Below are 23,609 nucleotides of genomic sequence, written 5' to 3'. Positions count from 1 at the left end.
GCGCTTGTTTATAACAGATAAAAGAGAGAGGGAGAATCTCTTTTCACGTATAAACAGCGAAACATAATTATATATGGACTCTATAGTATGAGTACCAAAATGATTCATAACAATCGTTCACAAATTCATTTAAGGGGGAAAAGAAATGGTTCAATTAAATGGAAAAGTAGCAATCGTAACAGGTGGAGCAAAAGGAATTGGAAAAGCAATTACAGTAGCATTAGCACAAGAGGGAGCAAAAGTAGTTATTAACTATAATAGCAGTAAAGAAGCAGCTGAAAATTTAGTGAATGAATTAGGAAAAGACGGACATGATGTTTATGCAGTGCAAGCGGATGTTTCTAAAGTAGAAGATGCAAACCGACTTGTAGAAGAAGCTGTGAATCATTTTGGTAAAGTTGATATTCTTGTTAATAATGCTGGTATTACAAGAGATCGTACATTCAAAAAGTTAAATCGTGAAGATTGGGAGCGCGTAATTGACGTGAATTTAAGTAGCGTATTTAATACGACAAGCGCTGTTCTTCCATACATAACAGAAGCGGAAGAAGGAAGAATTATTAGCATTTCTTCTATTATTGGTCAAGCAGGTGGATTTGGCCAAACAAACTACTCAGCAGCAAAAGCAGGTATGTTAGGATTTACAAAATCATTAGCGTTAGAACTTGCAAAAACAAATGTCACTGTAAACGCTATTTGCCCAGGATTTATTGATACTGAAATGGTAGCAGAAGTACCAGAAGAAGTACGTCAAAAAATCGTTGCAAAAATCCCGAAAAAACGTTTTGGTCAAGCCGATGAAATTGCAAAAGGTGTAGTATACCTATGCCGTGACGGTGCGTATATCACAGGTCAACAATTAAACATTAACGGCGGATTATATATGTAATGAAGTAAGAAAAAAGTGCATATCCATAGCAGGAATGCACTTCTTTTTTTAAGAAGGAAATCGACCAAAAAGGAGATAAAAAAATGACTACATTCGCAACAGAATGGGAAAAGCAATTAGAGCTATACCCAGAAGAGTACCGAAAAGCATACCGCCGAGTGAAAAGGGCGAGTGAAATTTTATTACGTGAACCAGAGCCGCAAGTAGGGTTAACGCCGAAAGAGGTTATTTGGACGAAGAATAAGACGAAGCTTTATCGCTACATTCCAAAACAAGAAAAAACACAAAGAGTTCCAATTCTGTTAATATATGCTCTTATTAATAAACCATATATTATGGATTTAACTCCTGGAAATAGTTTAGTGGAATATCTAGTGGATCGTGGTTTTGATGTGTATATGCTTGATTGGGGCACATTTGGTTTAGAAGATAGTCATTTGAAATTTGATGATTTTGTGTTTGATTATATTGCAAAAGCAGTAAAAAAAGTAATGCGAACTGCAAAATCGGACGAGATTTCTTTACTTGGTTATTGCATGGGTGGAACGCTAACTTCTATTTATGCAGCACTTCATCCGCACATGCCAATTCGTAATTTAATTTTCATGACAAGTCCTTTTGATTTCTCTGAAACAGGATTGTATGGCCCTTTATTAGATGAGAAATACTTCAATTTAGATAAAGCGGTTGATACATTTGGAAATATTCCGCCAGAAATGATTGATTTCGGAAACAAAATGTTAAAGCCAATTACGAACTTTGTTGGTCCATATGTTGCTTTAGTAGATCGTTCAGAGAATGAGCGCTTCGTCGAAAGCTGGAGATTGGTTCAAAAGTGGGTTGGTGATGGTATTCCGTTCCCAGGTGAATCATACAGACAGTGGATTCGTGATTTTTATCAAAATAATAAGTTGGTTAAGGGTGAACTCGTTATTCGCGGACAAAAGGTAGACCTTGCAAATATTAAGGCGAATGTCTTAAATATTTCCGGGAAACGTGATCATATCGCTTTGCCATGTCAAGTAGAAGCATTACTAGACCATATTTCTAGCACAGATAAACAATATGTATGTTTACCAACAGGGCATATGTCTATCGTTTACGGTGGAACAGCTGTAAAACAAACATATCCGACGATTGGAAATTGGCTTGAAGAGCGTTCTAATTAAAAATAAAAAAATCCAACTAGCTTATGTTAGTTGGATTTTTTTATGAAAAATAACAAAACATAGAAAGGGGAAATTTATATTTTAGGAGTATAATTATGAAACTTATGATGGGTAAGTTGTTTTGGAATACAGGAGTTTCTGTACCTTGTTATCCACTGTTAGAAAATGATATGATATGTGATGTGCTCGTAGTTGGAAGCGGCGAAGCCGGTGCTCATATAGCGCATTCGTTAGCGAAAATTGGCATGAGTGTTACACTTATTGAAAAAAGAGCAATTGCGTGTGGTAGCACAGCTGCTAATACAGGTTTACTACAATTTCTTCATGATAAATCGTTAACCTCTCTTATCCATACATTTGGTAAAGAAAAAGGGGTACGAGCATATAAGCTTTGTTATGAAGCGCTAAGAACAATGGAAGAGGTTATACCGACTCTTGATATTAATCCCCATTTTATTCCGCGAAATAGTTTATATTATGCAAGTAAAAGTGAGGATGTCTCATTTTTACAAGAGGAATATAATACGTTACAGAATTATGGATTTCCAGTTGAATATTTTACAGAAGCTGATATTAAGAAACGTTATTCTTTTGCAAAACAAGCAGCGTTATATACGCAAGGTGATGCTGAGGTGAATCCGTATTTACTAGCGTATAGTTTTTTGCATAAAGCAAACCAAATGGGAGCTAATATATATGAACATACAGAGGCAATACATATAAAAAAACGCAAAAATGATTTAATTTGTTACACGAAAACAGGAAATCAAATTGTAGCAAAGAATATTATTATGGCGACAGGTTATGAGGCGCTTTTTGGAAAGAAAGAAAAAAATACAACAGTAGACACCTCTTATGCAATTGTAACAAATGAAATAGATCAATTTGAAGGCTGGCATGAGCGATCGTTAATTTGGGAAACGGCACGGCCCTACTTATATTTTCGAACGTATCGAAACCGCATTATTGTAGGCGGATTAGATGAAGCGCTACAAATTCAAACAATTGGTGATACGAAATTATTGCATAAGCGTGATATCCTTATTAATATTGTAAAAGAGATGTTCCCGCAGTATAAAAATATACAGGCAGACTACTATTGGGCAGCCGCATTTGGTGGTACTCATGATGGTCTCCCCATTTTAAAAGAAGACGAAAAGATACATAATTTGTTTTATGCATTGCCGTATGGAGGTAATGGAACTGTATATGGAATGGTCTTTGCCAAATTATTTGAGCAGTTATTTACAAATAAAGAAAGTAAAGATTTTTCTTTATTTAATCGATAGAAAAAAGGTAGCGAAGTGATGGAATGAGAGATATAAAAAAGTTTTTACAAAAATTACGTCCTGTACAACTCATCGTTTTGTTTTATTTATTAGCGGTAGTTGTATCGGTGATATTGCTTAGTTTACCGTTTGTTACGAAGCCTGGTGTGAAATGGACATTTATAGATGCGCTTTTTACATCGGTTAGTGCGGTAAGTGTTACGGGACTGTCTGTTATTACGATTTCAGATACGTTTACTACAGCAGGAATTATTGTTTTAGCTCTTATTTTACAATTAGGCGGCTTAGGAATTATGGCGCTTGGGACATTTGTTTGGATCATTACGGGGAAAAAGATTGGTTTGCAAAGAAGAAGATTAATTATGGCAGACCATAATCAAGGAAATTTATCGGGTCTCGTAGAATTGATGCGTTCTATTTTAATTGTAATTATTTCAATAGAACTTATTGGAGCAATCTTATTGGGGACAAGATTTTTACTTTACTTTCCGACTTGGCAAGAAGCTTATTTTCACGGTTTCTTTGCAGCTGTTAGTGCGACTACGAACGGCGGATTTGATTTAACAGGACAATCATTAATTCCGTATAAAAAAGATTATATTGTTCAAATGATTCATATGTTACTAATTATTTTAGGAGCGATTGGTTTCCCTGTGCTAATGGAAGTGAAACAATTCCTTAGTAAAAGGAGACAACAATTATTCCGTTTTTCATTATTTACAAAATTGACGACAACAACATTTTTTGCACTCGTTGTTGTTGGTACAATTATGATTTTTTTACTGGAGAGAAATCATTTTTTAGTAGGAAAGTCATGGCATGAAACTGTATTTTATACATTATTCCAATCTGTGACGACGCGAAGTGGTGGACTTGCAACAATGGATATACGTGAATTATCACAACCGACGCTTTTATTTATGAGTATATTAATGTTTATAGGGGCATCTCCAAGTTCGGTTGGGGGCGGAATACGTACAACTACATTTGCTGTTAGTATATTGTCACTATACACCTTTGCAAGGGGCGGTAGAACAGTTAGAGTCTTCAAACGTCAGCTACATGAAGAGGATGTACTGAAAGCATCTGTCGTTATGACGATGGGGATTTTGTTATGTGCTACTGCGCTATTCATTTTATCTATTACGGAAAATGTACCGCTTATGAGCTTAATTGTTGAAGTTTGTTCTGCTTTCGGAACGACGGGACTATCAACAGGTGTCACGCCTGATTTAACAACTGTTGGGAAACTTGTACTTATTGTGCTTATGTTTATCGGACGCGTTGGTATTTTAACATTTATTTTAGCTAGTGGTGGAAGGGAACAACCACCTCGCTATAAATACCCGAAAGAGCGGATTATTATTGGATAGTATGAAACCATTCTACCTACGTTAGGTAGAATGGTTTTTTAGTCGTTAATTCCAAATTGTGGATGCATGAAAGCTTCATCTTTATTATCCGCTTCGTTTTTTAGCAACTCTTGATTTTCTTCTGAAATCCACCCAATATCATTTGTAGGATGGATCCACTCATCGCCAGCCATAATGGCAGGATCTACTTCATCACTCCAATTGTTAAGCGGACTGTTCTCGGAATTATATTTACTGTCTCCAATTACAACATTATATTGATTCACAAAAGGTTGTTGCATCGTTTTTCCTGTTCCTTTAAAAGATGGAAAATTCATTTGATGCGGGAGCGTTTCGTCTAAAATGGGTGATTGAATCTTTTCTTTTTTCTTCAAAATTATCGCTCCTTTTTATAATGATTTCTTCATATGTAGTATTTCCATCTAACGCCTCTTATGTACTTGTTAACACTTGCCAGTAATAATTATTTTAAGTTGTTTCAAACTAGAGTAGAAAGTGATTTCTTGAGAGCAGGTGAATGTATTGGTAAAAAGAAAAGTGAAACAAAATGCGGCAATCAATAATAATAAAACTCCGAAAGAAAGCTTACCAGATGCAGAATTTGCATTAGAGTATGAAGGAGAAAATAGCGCAAAGTATGCGAATCGTAATTCAAAAAAAGGGAAACAAAAATGAGGCGTTTTTTACAAACGCCTCATTTTTTTGTGGGATTATAAAGGTTTTTTTAATTATTTGTAAATTTAGTGTTTTCTATGAGCAGAAAAATGCGAAAAAACATAGAAGTAGCAACGTATTACACAAAAACAAACAACAAACAAAAGATTAATGTTGGTTTAATACTGCTTTTACACTAGTTGTTTATATTTGAGTTGTACATAAGATTTGTAAAAGGAGAGAGAAACAGTGAAAAAAACAATCTTTAAAGCTGTAGCGACTGGAATGGTATTTTCGTTATTAATGGGGTGTGGTGCAAAGAAGGAAGAAAGTGCTGGAGCGAAAGTGAAAGATGACAAATTATCTGGATCATTAACTGTTTACACAGCAATTGAAGAAGAGCTTGTACCAATTTATCTTGATTCCTTTAAAAAGAAATATCCTGATGTGAAATTGAACATTGTACGTGATTCAACAGGAGTTATTACTGCGAAATTGCTAGCTGAAGGGAAAAATACACAAGCAGATGTTGTATGGGGAACTGCGGCATCAAGTCTATTAGCTTTAGATAAAAAAGATATGTTAAAAGGATACTCTCCAAAAGGAGCAGATCGTGTTCTTCCACAATTTAAAGATGATAAGCAACCTGAAAAATGGGTAGGAAATACTGCATTTATGACGGGGATTGCTGTAAATAAAGAAGAGTTAAAGAAGAAAAATTTACCGATGCCAGAATCATATGAAGATTTAACGAAACCAGAGTATAAAGGAACACTTGTTATGCCACATCCAGCATCATCTGGAACAGGATTTTTAACAGTTTCTGCATGGCTACAAATCATGGGTGAAGATAAAGGCTGGGATTACATGAAGAAACTTCATGATAATATGGCAAGTTATACGCATTCAGGATCAAAACCAGCGAAATTAGCAGGAGCGGGTGAATATCCAGTTGGCGTATCAATGGTTTATAGTGCTTTGAAAGAGAAACAAAAAGGTGCACCAGTTGAAGTTGTATTGCCGAAAGAAGGATTAGGTTGGGAAGTAGAAGCGAACGCACTTATTAAAAAAGATAATGCAAAAAATGAAAAATTAGCGCAAGCATTTTTAGATTGGGCGATTACTGATGATGTAATGAAGTTATACTTCGAGAAAAATGGATTTGCGACAATTAAAAATGATTATAAACTTCCAGATGGATTCCCTAAAGATGTAACAGAAAAGTTATACAAAAAGAATGACTTTAAGTGGGCAGCAGAAAATCGTGACAAAATTTTAGAAAAATGGGAAAAAGAGTTTGGACAAAAAGCAGAACCGAAAAAGTAAGTGAGTGGGAGAGAGAAAAAATGAGCGAATATTTATCAATTCAACACATTCAAAAACAGTTTGATGCATTTACAGCGTTAAAAGATATTTCTTTTACTGTGAACAAAAATGAGTTTGTATGTTTATTAGGCCCAAGTGGTTGTGGGAAAACGACATTGCTTCGAATTTTAGCAGGTCTAGAAGAGGCAACAACAGGTAGTATAGCTGTGAATGGAAAAGATATTACAGCATTACCTCCTGGAAAGAGAAACTTCGGAATGGTGTTTCAATCGTATGCATTATTTCCGAATTTAACAGCACTTGAAAATATTGAATACGGCTTAAAGACAAAAAAATATGGAAAAGCAGAAGTAAAAGAGAAAGCGCTAGAGGCGTTAAAACTTGTAGATTTACTGAATGTAAAAGATAAATATCCTGCTCAAATGTCTGGTGGACAACAGCAGCGAGTGGCACTTGCACGTGCGCTCGCTCTGTCTCCAGATATTTTGTTACTTGATGAGCCGTTATCTGCTTTAGATGCGAAAGTACGTGAAAAGTTACGTAGAGAAATGCGTGATTTGCAAGAGAAAGTAGGAGTAACAACTATTATGGTCACGCATGATCAAGAAGAGGCATTAACGATGGCTGATAAAATTGTTGTAATGAATCATGCGGAAATTATGCAGATTGGAACACCAGAGGAGATTTATCAAAGACCAGCCAATCCGTTTGTGGCAGATTTTATTGGTTCTATTAATTTCTTTTCGAAAAATAACGAAGAGCATGCAATTCGTCCTGAACATGTAACAATTGTACAAAAGGACGGTATTAAAACAGTTGTGGAAAGTATGGAGTTTCGTGGATCTGTATATCGGACGGAAGTGCGAGTCGTAGAAGAAAACACACACCTTTATAATGAGAAAATTGTAGTGGATATATTAGCATCAGAAGTAGAAGTAGCTGATATTAGAAAAGGAAAGCCGATTCAAATCTCTTTCTCAGAAAATCATATGTTGTCATATGGAAAGAAGGTCATTGTATAGATGGAGATGTTAGAAAACTACAAGGTAGAAAGTGCGAAAAAAAAGATTAAGAGAAGTATAGGGAAAGAGGAATGGATCCAAAGGCTTGTAATTATCGGTATGATTCTTTCCTTCCTTGTCATACTTGTATTACCACTATTACAACTATTTACACAAGCTTTTTATAATAAAGATGGAGTTTTCATTGGTTTAGCGAATTTTAGTAAATATTTTACAACACCAACTTTAGTTCAGTCTTTACAAAATACGGTATGGATTTCGGGCGCAACAACAATTATTTCAGTTTCAATTGCATTCGTTTACGCATATGCAATTGCCCGTACGAATGTTTTTGGAAAGCGTGTATTTCAGTATGTAGCGTTATTACCATTGTTTGCACCAACGATGATGCACGGTATAGCACTTACATATTTATTTGGTAATCAAGGGCTAGTAACGAAAGGAATGTTTGGGTTATTTGAAGGTATACAAATCCCTTTATATGGACCAGTAGGAATTGTAATAGCTGAAGTTATGTATACATTTCCGCAAGCTTTTCTCATATTACTAATTGCCTTTCAAGGATCCGATTATCGTTTATATGAAGCTTCTAATATGCTAGGGGCGAGTAAAACAAAACAATTTTTCACGGTTACTTTACCTAGTGTAAAGTACGGATTAATTAGTGCAATGTTTGTTGTGTTTACACTTAGTTTCACTGATTTTGGGGCACCAAAAATTGTTGGTGGACAATATAATGTGCTTGCTACTGACGTATACAAACAAGTAATTGGACAGCAAAATATGTCGATGGGTGCAACAGTTGGAATGATTTTATTAATCCCAGCTATATTCGCATTTGCAGTTGATCGTATTACGCAAAGAAAGCAGGCGAATTTCTTATCTTCAAAAGCAGTACCATACAGAATAATAGCTAATAAGAAAAGAGATGTCATCTCATTCATATACTGTAGTGTGATTACATTTATGATCATTCTGTTATTTGTGGCAGTTGGTATTGCTGCAAGTGTGAAAGTATGGCCATATAATATGAGTTTTACATTTGAGCATTTTAATTTTTCGAGTTTAACAGGAGATGGACTTGAAGCATTTAAAAATAGCGTAATTGTTTCAGCAGTTACAGCAGTTATTGGGGCGATTTTAACATTTGTATTTGCATATGCAATTGAGAAAATAGACCAGCTACAATTCTTCCGAAAAACAGGTTACTTTTTCTCTATCGTTCCTTTAGCCATACCAGGTTTAGTACTCGGATTAGGATATGTCTTTTTCTTTAGTCAACCAACGATTCAAATTTTGGGACTATCAGTAACGAACCCGTTTCATTCTTTATACGGAACAATCGCTGTGTTAGTACTAGTAAATATCATTCATTTTTATTCTGTAACATTTGTCACGGCAACGACTGCTTTAAAGAAATTAGATCGAGAGTTTGAGCTTGTTTCGCAGTCGATGGGTATTCCGTTTTATAAAACATTCTTTAGAGTAACGGTACCAATGTGTTTACCAGCAATTTTAGAAATGGTAATGTACTACTTCGTAAATTCAATGGTAACTGTATCGGCAGTTGTATTCCTATATGCAGCTGATTTTAAACTAGCTGCCGTATCAATCGTAAATATGGATGATGCAGGAAATGTGGCGCCAGCAGCTGCAATGAGTGTGCTTATTGTTGTTACAAATATTGTAGTAAGAGTTGTATATGAATGGGGAACGAAAGCACTTCGTAACCGAACTTCACAATGGCAAAAAAGATAAGTAAGAAAGGTGATGGACAGAATGAAAATTGAAGCAGTTATTTTTGATTGGGCAGGGACAACAGTTGATTACGGATGTTTTGCACCACTAGAAGTATTCATGGAGATTTTTCATAAACGGGGTGTAGCAATTACAGCAGAAGAAGCTCGTAAGCCAATGGGGTTATTAAAAATAGATCATGTAAGGGCACTTACTGAGATGCCTCGTATTGCGAGTGAGTGGAATCGTGTTTTCCGACAATTACCAACAGAAGCAGACATTCAGGAGATGTATGAAGAATTTGAAGAGATTCTCTTCGCTATTTTACCGCGCTATGCTTCGCCGATTAATGGAGTAAAAGAAGTGATTGCTTCTTTACGTGAAAGAGGAATTAAAATTGGTTCAACGACTGGTTATACGAGAGAAATGATGGATATTGTAGCAAAGGAAGCAGCGTTACAAGGATATAAACCTGATTTTCTTGTTACGCCAGATGATGTTCCAGCAGGCCGTCCATATCCATGGATGTGCTATAAAAATGCAATGGAACTTGGTGTGTATCCGATGAACCATATGATAAAAGTTGGGGACACAGTATCAGATATGAAAGAAGGTAGAAATGCTGGAATGTGGACAGTTGGTGTAATTCTTGGCAGTAGCGAGCTCGGTTTAACGGAAGAAGAAGTGGAGAAGATGGATTCGGTAGAACTTCGTGAAAAAATAGAAGTAGTTCGCAATCGTTTCGTTGAAAATGGGGCGCACTTTACGATAGAAACGATGCAGGAACTCGAAAGCGTAATGGAACATATCGAGAAACAAGAACTTATTATTTCATAAAAGGGGAATAGGATCATGACTGAAAATCACTACTTATTATTAACACCAGGACCATTAACGACAACAAAATCAGTAAAAGAAGTTATGCTATACGATTGGTGTACGTGGGATGATGAATATAATACGATGGTGCAAGAAGTAAGAGCTAAACTTGTATCGTTAGCGACGAAGGAAGAAGAGAAATATACAACAGTGTTAATGCAAGGAAGCGGTACGTTTTCAGTTGAAGCAGTAATTGGTTCTGTTATTCCGGCAAATGGGAAAATTCTCGTTTGTACAAATGGTGCGTACGGTAAGCGCATTGTGCAAATGGCAGAGATGTTACAGATTGATGTAGTGGTCAGTCAAACAGAAGAGTGGGAACCTACTAATATTGTAGAAGTAGAGAAGTTATTGCAAGAAGATAAAGAGATTACGCATATTGCAGTTGTTCATTGCGAAACGACGACAGGCATTATAAATCCAATTGTAGATGTATGTAAATTAGGAAAACAGTATGGAAAGGTTACAATTGTTGATGCGATGAGTAGTTTCGGCGGGATTGAAATAGACATTGCTGATTTACAAATTGATTTTTTAATTAGTAGTGCGAATAAGTGTATTCAAGGGGTTCCTGGATTCGGATTTGTAATCGCAAAACGTGATGAATTATTGAAGTGTAAAGGGCAAGGACGCTCTTTATCTCTTGATTTATATGATCAATGGGAAACGATGGAAAAACAAAATGGGAAATGGCGTTTTACTTCACCTACACATGTTGTACATGCTTTTTATCAAGCACTACTTGAACTAGAAAAAGAGGGAGGAGTAAGAGCGCGTTACAATCGATATTACAACAATCAAAAACTACTAGTAAATAGAATGGGAGAAATCGGATTTAAGCCACTAGTAGATGAGGAATACCAATCTCCTATTATTACATCTTTCATTTATCCAAAAGAGGGATTCGAGTTTCAACAGTTATATAACGAATTAAAGCGTTATGGATTTGTTATTTACCCTGGGAAAATTTCGAAAGTAGATACGTTCCGCATTGGAAATATCGGTGATGTACATGAACAAGATATTAATCGCTTAGTTGATAGTATTGCTAAAGGAGCTGTTATTGGGTGAAAGTGTTTTGCTTAGGTGGAGCAGGTAAAATTTGTCGCGAAGCTATTTTGGATTTAGTTCAATTTTCATCTTTTGAGACAATTACAGTAGCTGATTTTAACGAGGTAGAGGGCCGTAAAGTAGTAGAATGGCTCAACGACCCTCGTGTTGATTTTGTAAAAGTAGATGTAACGGATCACGAGGATACGGTTGCAAAAATGATTGGTTATGACATTGTAATGGACGGTACGACGATAAAGTTAAACAGATTGTCGACCCGCTGTATTGCAGAAGCAGGATGTCACGGTGTGAACTTAAATGGATTTGGTGAAGAAAATGAATCGCATGCTATATTTGTTGAAAATGAAAAGATATGTTTACCTGGATTTGGCATGACGCCGGGTGTAACGCAAATGATGGCAATGCATGCAGCAAATCAATTGGATACTGTAGAGTCTGTCCGTGTAAGTCACGGTTCGTATCGTCCGATTGCTTTTTCTGCATCAATTACAGAGACAACGACATATGAATATGATCCATATTTACCATCGCGTACAGTGTATGAAGATGGTGAATTTAAGCAAGTACCTCCGTTTGCGCGTCCGAGAGAAATAGAATTGCCAGAGCCTTATGGTAAGGCAACGCAGTATATCATTCCGCATTCTGAAACGATTACGCTAGCAAAGGCATTAGAAAATAAAGGTGTCAAACTGATAGAGACGAGAGGAACTTGGCCACAGCAAAATATGCAACTTGTACGTGCTTTATATGATTACGGCATATTGCGTAATGATCAGATTGAAATAAACGGGAAAGAAATAGGCATTATGGATTGTATTTCACAGTATTTATTGCAATCGAAAGAAGGGCAAGAAACAGAGCTTTATGGTTATGCACTTCATGTAGAAGTAATAGGTATGAAAAATAATGAGAAGCAAAGACATGTGTTATATCATACACATCCGTTATCTGATGGTTCTGTTGTAGGATGGGAAAAATTAAGAGCGTATACGAGAAACGTCGGTATTCCATTTGGGATTGCTGCAGAGTTAATTGCAAATGGAAATGTAAATAGGGTGGGTGTTGTTACGCCTGAAGAAGCCTTTGAAAATCCACAATTGATTTTTGATGAGCTAGCAAAGCGCGGTATTCATATTCATGAAGAAGTTTCTACTTATAAAGAAAATTATAGCTTTGTATAAGTAAGGACGTTTATAAGGGAGATATAAATGAGGTGAAGCTATGTCTGTAGTAGGAGAAGAAAGAAAGCGAACCATTCTTGAAAAGGTAGAATTTAAAGGGAAAGTAAAGGTTTCAGAATTAGCGAGAGAATTTGCTGTATCAACAGAAACGATTCGTCGATATTTAGAAGAATTAGATCGTGAAAAGAAGCTGAAAAAAGTGTATGGTGGAGCTGTTCAACTTCCAGGCGCTGGAGTAGAGGCACCAATGTTAGAAAGAGAAATGCTACATATAGAAGAGAAGAAAAGAATTGGTTATAAAGCAGCGACATTTGTAGAAGACGGTGATGTCATTGCAATTGATGATGGAAGTACACCGCTTCAAATGGTTCCATACCTTGTTCATCGTAAAAACTTAACGATTGTAACAAGTTCATTTCCAGTCGCAACACAATTAATTTCTTCTATTAATAAAAAGATGTTTCACGGTGAAGTTTTGTTTATAGGTGGAAAAGTATCTCCAAAGCATTCGCGTGTATCAGGGTCTATTTCTCAGCAAGTCATACAGCAATTTCATTTTCATAAAGCGTTCGTTTCGATTGATGGGTTATTACCTAGTTTTGGAGTTTCCAGCTTTGAATTAGAGAAAGCGAAATTGTCAGAGGCGATGATGAAATTAGCTGAGAAAACATATATTTTATGTGATCATACGAAGGTAGGCGTGAAAGGGAATTATCGTATAGCAGCAATTTCGCGTATTCAACACGTAATTTGTGATAAAAAAATGCCATATAGCTTTGAAGAAGAACTTAAGAAGCATAATATACAGTGGACAGTTTGTTAAATACAGTGAAAGCACATAAACTCCCGCCTAAGTTTTAGGAGGGAGTTTTATTATCTGTAAATCGTAAAATAAAAGATTTGCAGTTATGCAAAAAGTGGACACATTTTCTCACCTCTTTCATATAATTTACCAATACAAAAAAAGTTGGTCGAAGGAAAGAAGGGAGAACATGTCAGAACGAATATATAATAAACTTGTATTGTACGCGAATATTTTGCAAAAAATCGGTGTCATCAATGAGAAGGAAAAAAGTGAAATTCTTCATACGATAGGTAAAAAAGCCCTTTGAATAAAGGGCTTTTTTATTTTTTATCTTTAAAAATATAAATTTAATGTAATATTCTCATTGACAATGATAATGATATTCATTATCATTTATTTGTGGATAATTGATAATACTTATCAATTGTAAAGATTATATATGATAGGGGATATTATTTTGAAAAAAAATTACATGAAGGCGCTAGTAGTAGCGACAACATTAGCAATTCCATTTGCTACGTACTCTACTCCAGCATTAGCGGCATTAAAAGTTGAAGCAAATCAATCGGTAGCAGCAGCGAGTGATCGCACGTATGATACTGAGATTAAAATATATAAGGACCAAAAAGATGAGCCATCTATGGTTTCTCAATATATAAAAGATCCTAAAGTAACGATTGCAGCTGGCAAAAAAATTGTCACTGTAACAATGCAAGATAGTGATTATTTTCAATATCTTAGAATAGAAGATAGAAACCAGCCTGGTGTATTTCATGATGTGAAGGTTTTGTCAGAAGATAAGAGGAAGAATGGAACGAAAGTAGTTCAATTTGAAATTGGTGAGTTTGAGAAGAAGCACAATATGCAAATGCATATACTTATTCCAGCTATTGGATATGATCACAAATATCAAGTTCAATTTGAAATTAAAGATCCAACTGTAGGTAACAAAGAAACAGAGAAACCAGATGATAACTCTAATTCAGGCAATACGGAAACGGATAATCCAGTTGATAATCAAAATATGATAACAGATAACAAATTAAGAGAACTTGTGAATAAAAAAGTATTTAATAGAAAAGATTTAAATACACCAATTACGAAAGAAGAGTTATTACAAGTAAAGGATTTGTTTTTAAATACGAATGAGATACTTGATTATAGTGCATTAAAATATATGCCAAATTTAAAATCTTTAACAGTTGCGAATGCGAAGATAAAAGATCCGTCGTTCTTTGCGAACTTAAAGCAATTAAGTCATTTAGCTTTGCGTGGTAATGAATTTTCAGATGTAACGCCACTTGTTAAGATGGATAATTTAGAATCTCTTGATTTAAGTAATAATAAAATTACAAACGTTGCACCACTAACTGAAATGAAAAATGTAAAAAGTTTATTTCTATCAGGCAACCAAATAGAAGATGTAACAGCATTAGCGAAAATGGAACAACTAGATTACTTGAATTTAGCAAATAATAAAATTACGAACGTTGCTCCATTAAGCGCTTTGAAAAATGTAACATACTTAACTTTAGCAGGTAATCAAATTGAAGATATTAAAGCGTTATATTCATTACCTTTAACAGACTTAGTATTAACACGTAATAAAGTTAAAGATTTATCCGGCATTGAGCAAATGAAGCAATTAGAAGAATTGTGGATCGGGAAAAATGAAATAAAAGATGTTACTCCTCTAAGTAAGATGACACAGTTAAAACAATTACACTTACCTAACAATGAGTTAAAGGATATTACGCCATTATCAAGTTTAGTAAACTTACAAAAGCTTGATTTAGAAGCGAATTATATTTCAGACTTATCACCAGTTAGTAATTTGAAAAAATTAGTATTTCTAAGTTTTGTTGCAAATGAAATCCGTGATGTCCGACCAGTTATAGAACTAAGTAAGACGGCTTATATTAATGTCCAAAATCAAAAAGTATTTTTAGAGGAAACAGAAGTAAATAAAGAAGTAAAAGTACCTATATATGAAAAAGATGGTGAGGTTTCTACGAAAATCCGTCTGAAGAGCGATAACGGTACGTATAGTAATGGTGTAGTGAAATGGAGTACACCAGGTGAGAAAATATATGAATTTGGTGTGAAAGATCCATTCGCGGATACAGGAATTTTCTTTACAGGGTCTGTTATTCAAAATGTAGTAGAAAGTAAAGACGGTAATACGTCTAAAGAAGATGAGAAAACAGAAGTGGTAGAATTTAAAGATGTACCAAAGGGACATTGGTCAGAAGAAGCAATTAATTACTTAGCGAAAGAAAAATTATTTATAGGCTATGGAAATGGTGAATTTGGATTTGGTGATAACATTACTCGTGGACAAGTAGCTCTTCTAATACAAAGGTATTTAAAATTAGAAAATAATCTAGTACCAAAAACGGCATTTACAGATACGAAAGGAAATATGTATGAAACGGCTATTGATGCAGTGGTTCAAGCTGGAATTATGACAGGCTATGGAAATGGTATGTTCCGTCCAGATGGAGTATTAACTCGATATGAAATGTCAGTAGTAATACAAAGAGTATTTCAGTTAAAAGAAAATGAAAATAGTGCAGAGAATTTTAAAGATATACCAAATGACCATTGGGCGAAAGGATATGTGAAAGCTTTAGTGGATAATAAAATATCAAAAGGCGATGGGGAAGGGAATTTTTTAGGAGATAATTTCGTAACACGTGAACAATATGCACAGTTTTTATATAATGCAATAAAGAAATAAAGTGAAACTTTAATCAGTGGGGGTTTTGTTCATTCCCCACTGATTATTAGCCCTCACTAATCGGGCTGCCCGTTAATGCGGAATAAAAAATGAGGAAAATACGCTATTCTTTAATTAAAGAGTAGCGTATTTTTATGTACAAAATGAAATAGGAAATAGATAGGAGTATAGACATATGAATAGCCTATTTTAAAGAAGAACCACGAAACTATATTGACAAAAAAGCGTTCTCATGTGATAATTCAATTAATTTTTAGAATAATCAAAAAATATTCCTTTTACATAGAAAGGATTCGAACCTTATATGAATATTATGCCGGGGGTGACGAAATGTTATTTTTTCTGAAGAAATGGAATGAATTAAAAGATGTGAAATCTGAATTGGCACTTCGTGATTGGTTTTATGGTACCAAAATTAGCTTATCGCTATGTACGTCAAAAGAGCCGTTAACATTCTTAGTAAATGTTGAAGGAAGAGATAAAGGGCTATTTTCGGAAGAAGATTTTATTGTCGTAAATTGCATGTGCGAGTCAGTATTTGAAAATGAAGAAAAACCAGCTGCAGAGTCATTTATGCATGCGGATATTTATAAAAAAAGTAGTGCAGGATGTATTTTACAAGTGCAGACTGTAGATAGTCATTTAATATCAGAGTTATATGGGGAAGAAGGAGAAGTAACGTTCGATAAACGCAGTGTGGAGCGTGTTTTCGGAAAAGAAGGTATAACAGAAATGACAATTCCAATTGTAGAAGATGAAAAAAAATTCGCTGATTTATTAGAAAGGAATGTTCCGAATTTCATTGAAGGTGGAGGAGTAGTTCTTGTTCATAATTACGGCATGATTGTGTGGGGAAAAACGCCAGAAGAGGCGAAAAAATGGCTAGAGGGTATAGAATATTTAATGAACTATCATGTAAAGTTATTAATGATTAAGGGGGCAAGGAGCTCTGTTATATAAAAATGGATGTGATATAGCTACAAGTTAATAAATAAATGAAAGCGTTTTAAAAATAATTTCACTCATAAAATATAGGTCTCCTTATTATATATAGATTACATGTTGACATGTAAGGAGGAACATATTTTGCGAGTTAAATATCATTTTCTGCCAAAGCAGCAAGTAACATTTTGCAAGATAAATGATTCTGGTGAAGAGGCACTGCAAATGATGAACGAAACGGGATTTCGAGCCATCCCGGTATTAGCAGAAGATGAGAAGAAATTCACGGGGATTATTTATAAAGTAGATTTATTAGAAAAAAAATGCAATAGCGGATTAGAGCATGTAAGTGCAGGGGATATGCTCGACGATTCCAATGCATTTATTTTTGAAAAGGATTCCTTCTTCAGAGCCTTTTATGTAATTCGTCGGCTTCCGTTTTTAGCCGTGCTAAATGATTATAATGAATTTGTCGGTATGTTAACGCATTCGAATATATTTGATGTTATTGAAGATTCATTTGGTATGCGAACAGGTGGTTATATATTAACAATTGCAACACAAGATTGTAAGGGAACGATTAAAGAGCTTGGGACATTGTTAAAAGCATATAATATCGGTGGCCTATTTACGCTAGATAACGGTGATCAATATATCCGCCGCGTTATTGTAAATATATCAGATGAGTTAGATGAAACAAAATTAAAGCAATTAATCGGAAAAATAGAGAAAAAAGGATTCAGAGTGAGTCACGTAGATTATATTTAAGTTAAAAAGAAAAGTACCTATCTGTTATATATAGATAGGTACTTTTTTGTCCCACTATTTGTGGGTAGTAAAATCCACGCCTCAAAATTTGGTGAAAGCAAAGAAGTTAGGTGGGCGGGTGTTACCTGTAAAAGCCCAATTGCTGAGGGCTGATTATATGTGAGTAATGAACTTTATTTTGAAACAGGAGGCGGGGATAATGCTAGATCAGATAAGAAAATAAAGTCTGCATGCTCACGAATTTTAGGGATAGAAGTTTCAATAACGCGTGATGTAATTTCACCTGGGGGGCCCACATGCCCGATAGCTACCATAATAGGTTTTTCTTGAATTTTTTTGATGAGTAATTGGGCTTGTTTTGAAATATGTCCTGCTGTATACACATCATCAAAAAATAGTTGGTTTTCAATAATAGGAACTCCTAATTCTTTTCCGATTTTTGGGACGACACTATTAGGATTCGTTTTACTATCTAAGTAAAATAAACCGTGTTTTTTACAAGCAGCAAGTATAAGGCGAACAATTCTTTCATCCGCTGTTACTTTTGACCCCATATGATTGTTCATTCCAATTGCATGCGGTACTTCTTGAATGGCTTGTTCAAGTCGGTTGTTTATTTCTTCATCGCTTAAATCAGTTGTAATTGCTTTCGGCCCAAGCCATTCTTTTTTACCTTTTATAGGTTCCATTGGCATATGTATAATAACTTCATGGCCTTTCTTATGGGCAGCTATTGCGTCTTCTTTTGTGGAAGGAAGAAAAGGCATAACAGCAACAGTGAGTGGAATGGGAAGTGATAACATTTGATTAGTCCCCTTCATATTATTACCGAAATCATCAATGACAATAGCAACTTTATTCGTATGAGCATTTGCTTGAATAGGAAATAAGAAAGACGGTAAAAACAAAACAATGATGAATAATGCAATCGTATATTTTCGCATATAAATATTTCCTTTCTATTGTTATCCTGCTATTTGTGGGTAGTAAGACTCCCACCTCAACATTGGGCTGGATAGGTGGGAGATTCACTGCCTACCCGATTGGTGAATGCTAATTATCAGTGGGGGCTGAACAAAAAAACACTGATTAAAGTTTCACTTTATCAATCATCATTATGTTTTGCTTTTTTATATAAATTAAACAAAAAATGTCGAAGAAAAGTAGGTGGAAAATTAAGAATCCCCGGTTTACGTAGAATTTATAAAAAAAGAAGATGAAAAAAATGTCTATTATTGCGAATGTATTTACAAAGATAGAATAATTTGTAATAATTCTCAAAGTGAGGGTAAAGATTTGTAAATTACAGGGAGAAAATGTTAAATTTTCTGATTCTTCAAATTTGCATATGATTAAGTAGTTAAAAAAAGTCAATGGAGAAGTGAAGTTAAGAGCATGGAAGTATAATAAGGGGGATATGGATGTTTACTGTAAAAAGGAAGTACACATTAGAAAAGCTTTCACGTGATATTCATATGAAACGTGAAGAAATGATTCAACTAGGATTAACAAGTGGGCTAAATAGTAGGGAGACAATTCAAGTTAGTCAAGAATTGGACAAGCTTATTTTACAATATCAATGTTATAAAGAAAAACAAACACCGAAATGGTTTTCAATTATAAAAATACCTATTTTCCAAATCGGGTATGAAGGAAAATCAAATAATTTTTGGCGAATGCTTGTGGCTGGTTTTATGAAATAAGTATAATTACCCTTATAGGATAAGGATAATTATACTATGTGTAACGGAATTTCGATATGAACTGTCGTTCCTTCATTTTCTGTACTGTCGATAAAAATATGCCCATTATACATCTCTACAATTCGTTTACATATGACAAGTCCAAGACCTGTTCCAGTATCTTTATTAGTAAAGAACGGATGAAAGAGGTGTTTTTGAATATGTTGCGGAATCCCTTTTCCAGTATCTGTAATATGCAGTTGTGCGTGTGTTTCATTGTTTTTTACTACAATGGTTAGTGTATCATTAGAAGTCATGGCCTCAATTGCATTTTTGGTAATGTTTAAAACCACTTGTTTCATATGGTCTTTCGAACAACGGATATGAACAGGATGGTCTGGCAAATGTAAATGGAATACAATGTTATGTAAATTCGCCTCAGATTGAATAATTAATGCTACCTCATTTAGAATTGTTCTTACATCATATGTTTGTTCGATGATGGCGGTTGGCTTTCCTAGAATAAGAAATTCACTTACAATTTCATTGATTCGCTCTATTTCTTGTTCAATTACGGAAAAGTAGAACTGATCTTGTTCATCTTTATATTTCTCTTTTAATAGAGCGACGAGTCCTTTAATTCCAGTAAGAGGATTACGGATTTCGTGTGCTGTACTCGCTGCAAAAGTTCCAACTAATTCAATTTTCTGTAGTTCATTTTGTTGTCTTTCAAGTTTTGTTTGACGTTTTAACAACATATATTGAGCAAGCAAAAATAAAATAGACATTAAAAATAAAGTAGCTATACACTCTATTGCAACCCACTGGTATAAGGTTTTTTGATGAATGGGTAATGGAGAAACAGAGACCTTCCAATTTAATCTTTGGAGTGGGGTAGTAAGCATATTAGAATGCGTATCACTTGTGTCGTTATTATCATCGGTTAGAAAAACTACATCATGTTTATCAGTTACCTCAAAATGGTATTGTGGTTTAATGGCATTTAAAGAAGAGGAAATGTAATCAAAGCGTAAACTAGCTAATAATAATCCTGAGAGCTCCTTCTGTTTATTAAATATGGGGGCAGCAATCATAATAGCTTTATGTCCAAGAACGCGATCAGTAATGACTGATGATACAGTGGTTTTTTTAGTTTGGAGCGCGTCTTGAATATATTTACGGTCTGAAACATCTATAGGCTTTGATTCATCTTCAGATGCGATTGTAATGACTCCTTCTGGTGTAGCGTAATATAGACCAGAAAAGCGTGCATCGTTTCCATCTGTATCATGTACAATTTGTTTAATGCCATTTATATTACCAGTCTCGGTGCCTACAACTTTTGCAAGCATGTCTAAAGCAGAAATTGCTTCACCAAGATGATGATCCAAATAATCTCTATATAAAAAGAGAACTGTATGAGCAGATAATTTGTTTTCCTGTTTCATTTTATATGTATGATACGAATAAAATGTAGCACCAATCCCTATTGTCGGTAGGATAACAAGCAATATATATATAATTATGCTTTGGAATTTGACTTTCAAATGTGGTACTCCTTCTTTTTTTATTATCATTATATATAAACTATGTTAAAATTGTCATGTTTTTATTCAAGAATGATTTTTAATATATTAGGGGAGAGGAAATGGATGAGTGAATGCTCATTCGGAATTCACATGAAGTATGAAGTGGTATTTTCTTTTTATTGCTGAGAATTTAAGTGAAGGGTTGAAAGTTGTATGACATCAAATAATGAACGAGAAGATATTTCTCAATCTTTAAAAGTATTTATTGCATTATCTCGTGTACATCGTTCTGTTATGGATACTACAAATAAATCTATACAAAGTAACGGGTTAAATCCAACTGAATTTGCTGTATTAGAACTGCTATATCATAAAGGCGGTCAACCACTCCAGCAAATTGGTGAGCGCATTTTAATAGCTAGTGGCAGCATTACATATGTTGTAGATAAGTTGGAGAAAAAGGGATTAGTAAAGAGAATCCCATGTCCGAATGACAGACGTGTTATTTACGCGCAATTAACTGAGTCTGGCGAGAACTTTATTGCTTCTATTTTTCCGGGGCATGAGAAAGTTATACATCAGTCTTTTGAAATGTTAACGAAAGATGAAAAAGATGAATTACTTGATTTATTAAAAAAAATTGGGAAGTATGAAAAATAATATGTTCCAAAGGAGCTTTGGATAAATAAATCCAAGGCTTTTTTATTTGTAATGAACTCATGGCAGTCACTGCCGAAATTTGTTGAAAATTAAGAGGGGATTCGAGAATACGTATTGAATTATAATAAAGGTATGTAATGGAGAGGAGGCTCGTTCATGTCATTTAAAGACTATGAATATAAACGCCCAAATATTGAAGAGTTAAAAGAGAAATTTACTGTTGCTTTAGAGAAGTTTGATAACGCAAAAACTGTAGAAGAACAAAAACAAGTCATTCATTCAATTAATGAGATTCGCAACGATTTTGGTACAATGGGAAACCTTTGTTACATTCGCCATTCTGTTGATACGACGGATACTTTTTATAAGGAGGAGCAGGATTTCTTTGATGAATTCTCTCCAGTTGTACAAGGATATGGTACAAAATATTATAAGGCACTCATTAATTCTCCATTTCGTGAAGAATTAGAGGCGTATTATGGAAAACAATTATTTGCTCTAGCAGAATGTGATTTAAAAACATATTCAGATGAAGTCGTGAAAGATTTACAATTAGAAAATAAATTATCATCGCAATATACACAGTTATTAGCATCTGCAAAAATTGACTTTGCTGGAGAAGAAAGAACGTTATCGCAACTGATTCCGTTTATGCAAGGAAAAGAAAGAAGCGAACGTAAAGCAGCAAGTGAAGCATACTACGGATTTTTAGCTGGAAATGAGGAAGAACTAGATCGTATTTATGATGAGCTTGTTAAAGTGAGAACGAAAATCGCAAAATCTTTAGGTTTCAAAAACTTTGTTGAACTTGGATATGCAAGAATGTACCGTACAGATTATAATGCGGAGATGGTGGCTAATTACCGTCAGCAAGTGCTAGATTATATCGTTCCCGTTACAACGGAATTAAGAAAGCGACAACAAGCACGTATCGGTGTAGAGAAGTTAGCTTATTACGACGAAAACTTTGAGTTTGCTACAGGTAACCCAACTCCAAAAGGAGATGCGGATTGGATTGTTGATCATGGAAAGACAATGTATAAAGAGTTATCGGTTGAAACAGATGAATTTTTCAATTTCATGCTAGATAATGATTTATTAGATTTAGTTGCGAAAAAAGGAAAAGCTGGTGGCGGATATTGTACATATATTGAGAATTATAAAGCGCCATTTATTTTCTCAAACTTCAATGGAACATCTGGTGACATTGATGTATTAACACATGAAGCAGGTCATGCTTTCCAAGTATATGAAAGTCGTAAATTTGAAATTCCAGAATATAATTGGCCAACATATGAGGCATGTGAAATCCACTCTATGAGTATGGAATTCTTTACATGGCCATGGATGAAGCTATTCTTTGAAGAAGATGCAGATAAATATTACTTCTCTCACTTAAGTTCAGCACTTCTGTTTTTACCTTATGGTGTATCTGTTGATGAATATCAACATTATGTATATGAAAATCCTGAAGCATCACCTGAAGAGCGTAAGACAGCATGGCGTAACATAGAGAAGAAATATTTACCACATCGTGATTATGAGGATAATGATTATTTAGAGCGCGGTGGTTTTTGGCAACGTCAAGGGCATATTTATAGCTCACCGTTCTATTATATTGATTACACGCTTGCTCAAATTTGTGCGCTACAATTTTGGAAACGTGCAAGAGATAATAGACAAGAGGCTTGGGAAGATTATGTGAATCTGTGCCAACAAGGTGGAAGTAAATCGTTCTTAGAATTAGTAGAAGTTGCAAATTTAACATCACCATTTGCTGAAGGCTGTGTGAAAAGTGTTATTACAGAAATTGAAGCATGGTTACATGCGATTGACGACACAAAATTGTAAAAAACATGCGCTTTTTTTCACATGTTTAACATCGACATAATG

At 34.7% G+C, this 23,609-nt stretch carries 21 protein-coding genes; 18 read left to right on the top strand and 3 right to left on the bottom strand.

Annotated features, from left to right (window positions below; genetic code table 11):
* Positions 1–145: 145 nt before the first annotated feature.
* The 4 genes from AB6801_RS05625 to AB6801_RS05610 all read left to right on the top strand — a co-directional run bounded on the left by AB6801_RS05625 (position 146) and on the right by AB6801_RS05610 (position 4,720).
* On the top strand, positions 146–889 hold the full coding sequence (locus tag AB6801_RS05625) for an acetoacetyl-CoA reductase (RefSeq protein ID WP_000250407.1): 744 nt from the start codon (positions 146–148) through the stop codon (positions 887–889).
* 83 nt (positions 890–972) lie between these two features.
* Entirely contained in the window at positions 973–2,058 is a 1,086-nt protein-coding gene (phaC, locus tag AB6801_RS05620) for a class III poly(R)-hydroxyalkanoic acid synthase subunit PhaC (RefSeq protein WP_000206336.1), read from the top strand.
* Positions 2,059–2,153: 95 nt separating this feature from the next.
* The gene (locus tag AB6801_RS05615; protein ID WP_000772518.1) at positions 2,154–3,347 is read left to right on the top strand and encodes an NAD(P)/FAD-dependent oxidoreductase; all 1,194 of its coding nucleotides are present in this window, start codon (positions 2,154–2,156) and stop codon (positions 3,345–3,347) included.
* Between the two features lie 23 nt (positions 3,348–3,370).
* Positions 3,371–4,720 (top strand): TrkH family potassium uptake protein, encoded by a 1,350-nt coding sequence (locus tag AB6801_RS05610; protein WP_001204707.1) that lies wholly within the window; start codon positions 3,371–3,373, stop codon positions 4,718–4,720.
* A 38-nt stretch (positions 4,721–4,758) separates the two neighbouring features.
* On the opposite strand, the gene AB6801_RS05605 is transcribed toward AB6801_RS05610, so the two are convergent.
* The gene (locus AB6801_RS05605; RefSeq protein WP_000726027.1) at positions 4,759–5,094 is read right to left on the bottom strand and encodes a DUF3905 domain-containing protein; all 336 of its coding nucleotides are present in this window, start codon (positions 5,092–5,094) and stop codon (positions 4,759–4,761) included.
* A 148-nt stretch (positions 5,095–5,242) separates the two neighbouring features.
* Here AB6801_RS05605 and AB6801_RS05600 point away from each other — a divergent pair, with 148 nt between their 5' ends.
* From AB6801_RS05600 to cbpA, 11 genes are all read left to right on the top strand, one after another.
* The gene (locus tag AB6801_RS05600) at positions 5,243–5,395 is read left to right on the top strand and encodes a hypothetical protein (RefSeq protein ID WP_000240799.1); all 153 of its coding nucleotides are present in this window, start codon (positions 5,243–5,245) and stop codon (positions 5,393–5,395) included.
* 228 nt (positions 5,396–5,623) lie between these two features.
* Complete coding sequence (locus AB6801_RS05595; protein WP_000750895.1) at positions 5,624–6,700, top strand: putative 2-aminoethylphosphonate ABC transporter substrate-binding protein; 1,077 nt, start codon at positions 5,624–5,626, stop codon at positions 6,698–6,700.
* Positions 6,701–6,720: 20 nt separating this feature from the next.
* Positions 6,721–7,722, top strand: coding sequence for a putative 2-aminoethylphosphonate ABC transporter ATP-binding protein (locus AB6801_RS05590; protein ID WP_000006190.1), 1,002 nt, complete (start codon positions 6,721–6,723; stop codon positions 7,720–7,722).
* On the top strand, positions 7,723–9,480 hold the full coding sequence (locus AB6801_RS05585; RefSeq protein WP_000425518.1) for a putative 2-aminoethylphosphonate ABC transporter permease subunit: 1,758 nt from the start codon (positions 7,723–7,725) through the stop codon (positions 9,478–9,480).
* 21 nt (positions 9,481–9,501) lie between these two features.
* Positions 9,502–10,296 (top strand): phosphonoacetaldehyde hydrolase, encoded by a 795-nt coding sequence (gene phnX / locus AB6801_RS05580; protein WP_000687365.1) that lies wholly within the window; start codon positions 9,502–9,504, stop codon positions 10,294–10,296.
* Positions 10,297–10,311: 15 nt separating this feature from the next.
* Complete coding sequence (phnW, locus tag AB6801_RS05575) at positions 10,312–11,409, top strand: 2-aminoethylphosphonate--pyruvate transaminase (RefSeq protein WP_000138230.1); 1,098 nt, start codon at positions 10,312–10,314, stop codon at positions 11,407–11,409.
* A complete protein-coding gene (locus AB6801_RS05570) occupies positions 11,406–12,590 on the top strand; it encodes a saccharopine dehydrogenase family protein (protein ID WP_000862174.1) in 1,185 nt (394 codons plus the stop codon). The genes phnW and AB6801_RS05570 overlap by 4 nt, the downstream gene beginning before the upstream one ends.
* 40 nt (positions 12,591–12,630) lie before the next feature.
* On the top strand, positions 12,631–13,413 hold the full coding sequence (locus AB6801_RS05565) for a DeoR/GlpR family DNA-binding transcription regulator (protein WP_000117667.1): 783 nt from the start codon (positions 12,631–12,633) through the stop codon (positions 13,411–13,413).
* A 421-nt stretch (positions 13,414–13,834) separates the two neighbouring features.
* Positions 13,835–16,135, top strand: coding sequence for an NEAT domain-containing leucine-rich repeat protein (locus tag AB6801_RS05560; protein ID WP_097998895.1), 2,301 nt, complete (start codon positions 13,835–13,837; stop codon positions 16,133–16,135).
* Between the two features lie 330 nt (positions 16,136–16,465).
* On the top strand, positions 16,466–17,095 hold the full coding sequence (locus tag AB6801_RS05555; protein WP_000896005.1) for a class II aldolase/adducin family protein: 630 nt from the start codon (positions 16,466–16,468) through the stop codon (positions 17,093–17,095).
* Positions 17,096–17,221: 126 nt separating this feature from the next.
* Positions 17,222–17,845 (top strand): cyclic di-AMP binding protein CbpA, encoded by a 624-nt coding sequence (gene cbpA / locus AB6801_RS05550; protein ID WP_001264207.1) that lies wholly within the window; start codon positions 17,222–17,224, stop codon positions 17,843–17,845.
* A 173-nt stretch (positions 17,846–18,018) separates the two neighbouring features.
* Here cbpA and AB6801_RS05545 read toward each other — a convergent pair whose 3' ends face one another.
* Positions 18,019–18,789 (bottom strand): divergent polysaccharide deacetylase family protein, encoded by a 771-nt coding sequence (locus tag AB6801_RS05545; protein ID WP_001234107.1) that lies wholly within the window; start codon positions 18,787–18,789, stop codon positions 18,019–18,021.
* A gap of 477 nt (positions 18,790–19,266) precedes the next feature.
* Here AB6801_RS05545 and AB6801_RS05540 point away from each other — a divergent pair, with 477 nt between their 5' ends.
* The gene (locus AB6801_RS05540) at positions 19,267–19,548 is read left to right on the top strand and encodes an aspartyl-phosphate phosphatase Spo0E family protein (protein ID WP_000495536.1); all 282 of its coding nucleotides are present in this window, start codon (positions 19,267–19,269) and stop codon (positions 19,546–19,548) included.
* Positions 19,549–19,577: 29 nt separating this feature from the next.
* On the opposite strand, the gene AB6801_RS05535 is transcribed toward AB6801_RS05540, so the two are convergent.
* The gene (locus tag AB6801_RS05535; RefSeq protein ID WP_000865053.1) at positions 19,578–21,074 is read right to left on the bottom strand and encodes a DUF3149 domain-containing protein; all 1,497 of its coding nucleotides are present in this window, start codon (positions 21,072–21,074) and stop codon (positions 19,578–19,580) included.
* A gap of 195 nt (positions 21,075–21,269) precedes the next feature.
* On the opposite strand from AB6801_RS05535, the gene AB6801_RS05530 reads away from it, so the two are divergent.
* A complete protein-coding gene (locus tag AB6801_RS05530) occupies positions 21,270–21,716 on the top strand; it encodes a MarR family winged helix-turn-helix transcriptional regulator (protein ID WP_000203336.1) in 447 nt (148 codons plus the stop codon).
* Between the two features lie 156 nt (positions 21,717–21,872).
* Positions 21,873–23,567, top strand: a complete 1,695-nt coding sequence (locus AB6801_RS05525; RefSeq protein WP_000008578.1) for a M3 family oligoendopeptidase — start codon at positions 21,873–21,875, stop codon at positions 23,565–23,567.
* Positions 23,568–23,609: the final 42 nt, after the last annotated feature.

It is taken from the genome of Bacillus sp. RCC_6_1, assembly GCF_041360755.1.
GTDB lineage: Bacteria > Bacillota > Bacilli > Bacillales > Bacillaceae_G > Bacillus_A > Bacillus_A cereus.
Note: the sequence above shows the minus strand (reverse complement) of the source record. Positions and strands in the feature narration are given on the sequence as shown.

Coding starts and splice junctions, on each gene's coding strand:
- AB6801_RS05560 (WP_097998895.1), top strand. CDS start 13,835: ATGATAGGGGATATTATTTTGAAAAAAAATTACATGAAGGCGCTAGTA.
- phnW (WP_000138230.1), top strand. CDS start 10,312: ATGACTGAAAATCACTACTTATTATTAACACCAGGACCATTAACGACA.
- AB6801_RS05525 (WP_000008578.1), top strand. CDS start 21,873: ATGTCATTTAAAGACTATGAATATAAACGCCCAAATATTGAAGAGTTA.
- AB6801_RS05555 (WP_000896005.1), top strand. CDS start 16,466: ATGTTATTTTTTCTGAAGAAATGGAATGAATTAAAAGATGTGAAATCT.
- phnX (WP_000687365.1), top strand. CDS start 9,502: ATGAAAATTGAAGCAGTTATTTTTGATTGGGCAGGGACAACAGTTGAT.
- AB6801_RS05545 (WP_001234107.1), bottom strand. CDS start 18,789: ATGCGAAAATATACGATTGCATTATTCATCATTGTTTTGTTTTTACCG.
- phaC (WP_000206336.1), top strand. CDS start 973: ATGACTACATTCGCAACAGAATGGGAAAAGCAATTAGAGCTATACCCA.
- AB6801_RS05625 (WP_000250407.1), top strand. CDS start 146: ATGGTTCAATTAAATGGAAAAGTAGCAATCGTAACAGGTGGAGCAAAA.
- AB6801_RS05585 (WP_000425518.1), top strand. CDS start 7,723: ATGGAGATGTTAGAAAACTACAAGGTAGAAAGTGCGAAAAAAAAGATT.
- AB6801_RS05530 (WP_000203336.1), top strand. CDS start 21,270: ATGACATCAAATAATGAACGAGAAGATATTTCTCAATCTTTAAAAGTA.
- AB6801_RS05590 (WP_000006190.1), top strand. CDS start 6,721: ATGAGCGAATATTTATCAATTCAACACATTCAAAAACAGTTTGATGCA.
- AB6801_RS05610 (WP_001204707.1), top strand. CDS start 3,371: ATGAGAGATATAAAAAAGTTTTTACAAAAATTACGTCCTGTACAACTC.
- AB6801_RS05615 (WP_000772518.1), top strand. CDS start 2,154: ATGAAACTTATGATGGGTAAGTTGTTTTGGAATACAGGAGTTTCTGTA.
- AB6801_RS05565 (WP_000117667.1), top strand. CDS start 12,631: ATGTCTGTAGTAGGAGAAGAAAGAAAGCGAACCATTCTTGAAAAGGTA.
- AB6801_RS05540 (WP_000495536.1), top strand. CDS start 19,267: ATGTTTACTGTAAAAAGGAAGTACACATTAGAAAAGCTTTCACGTGAT.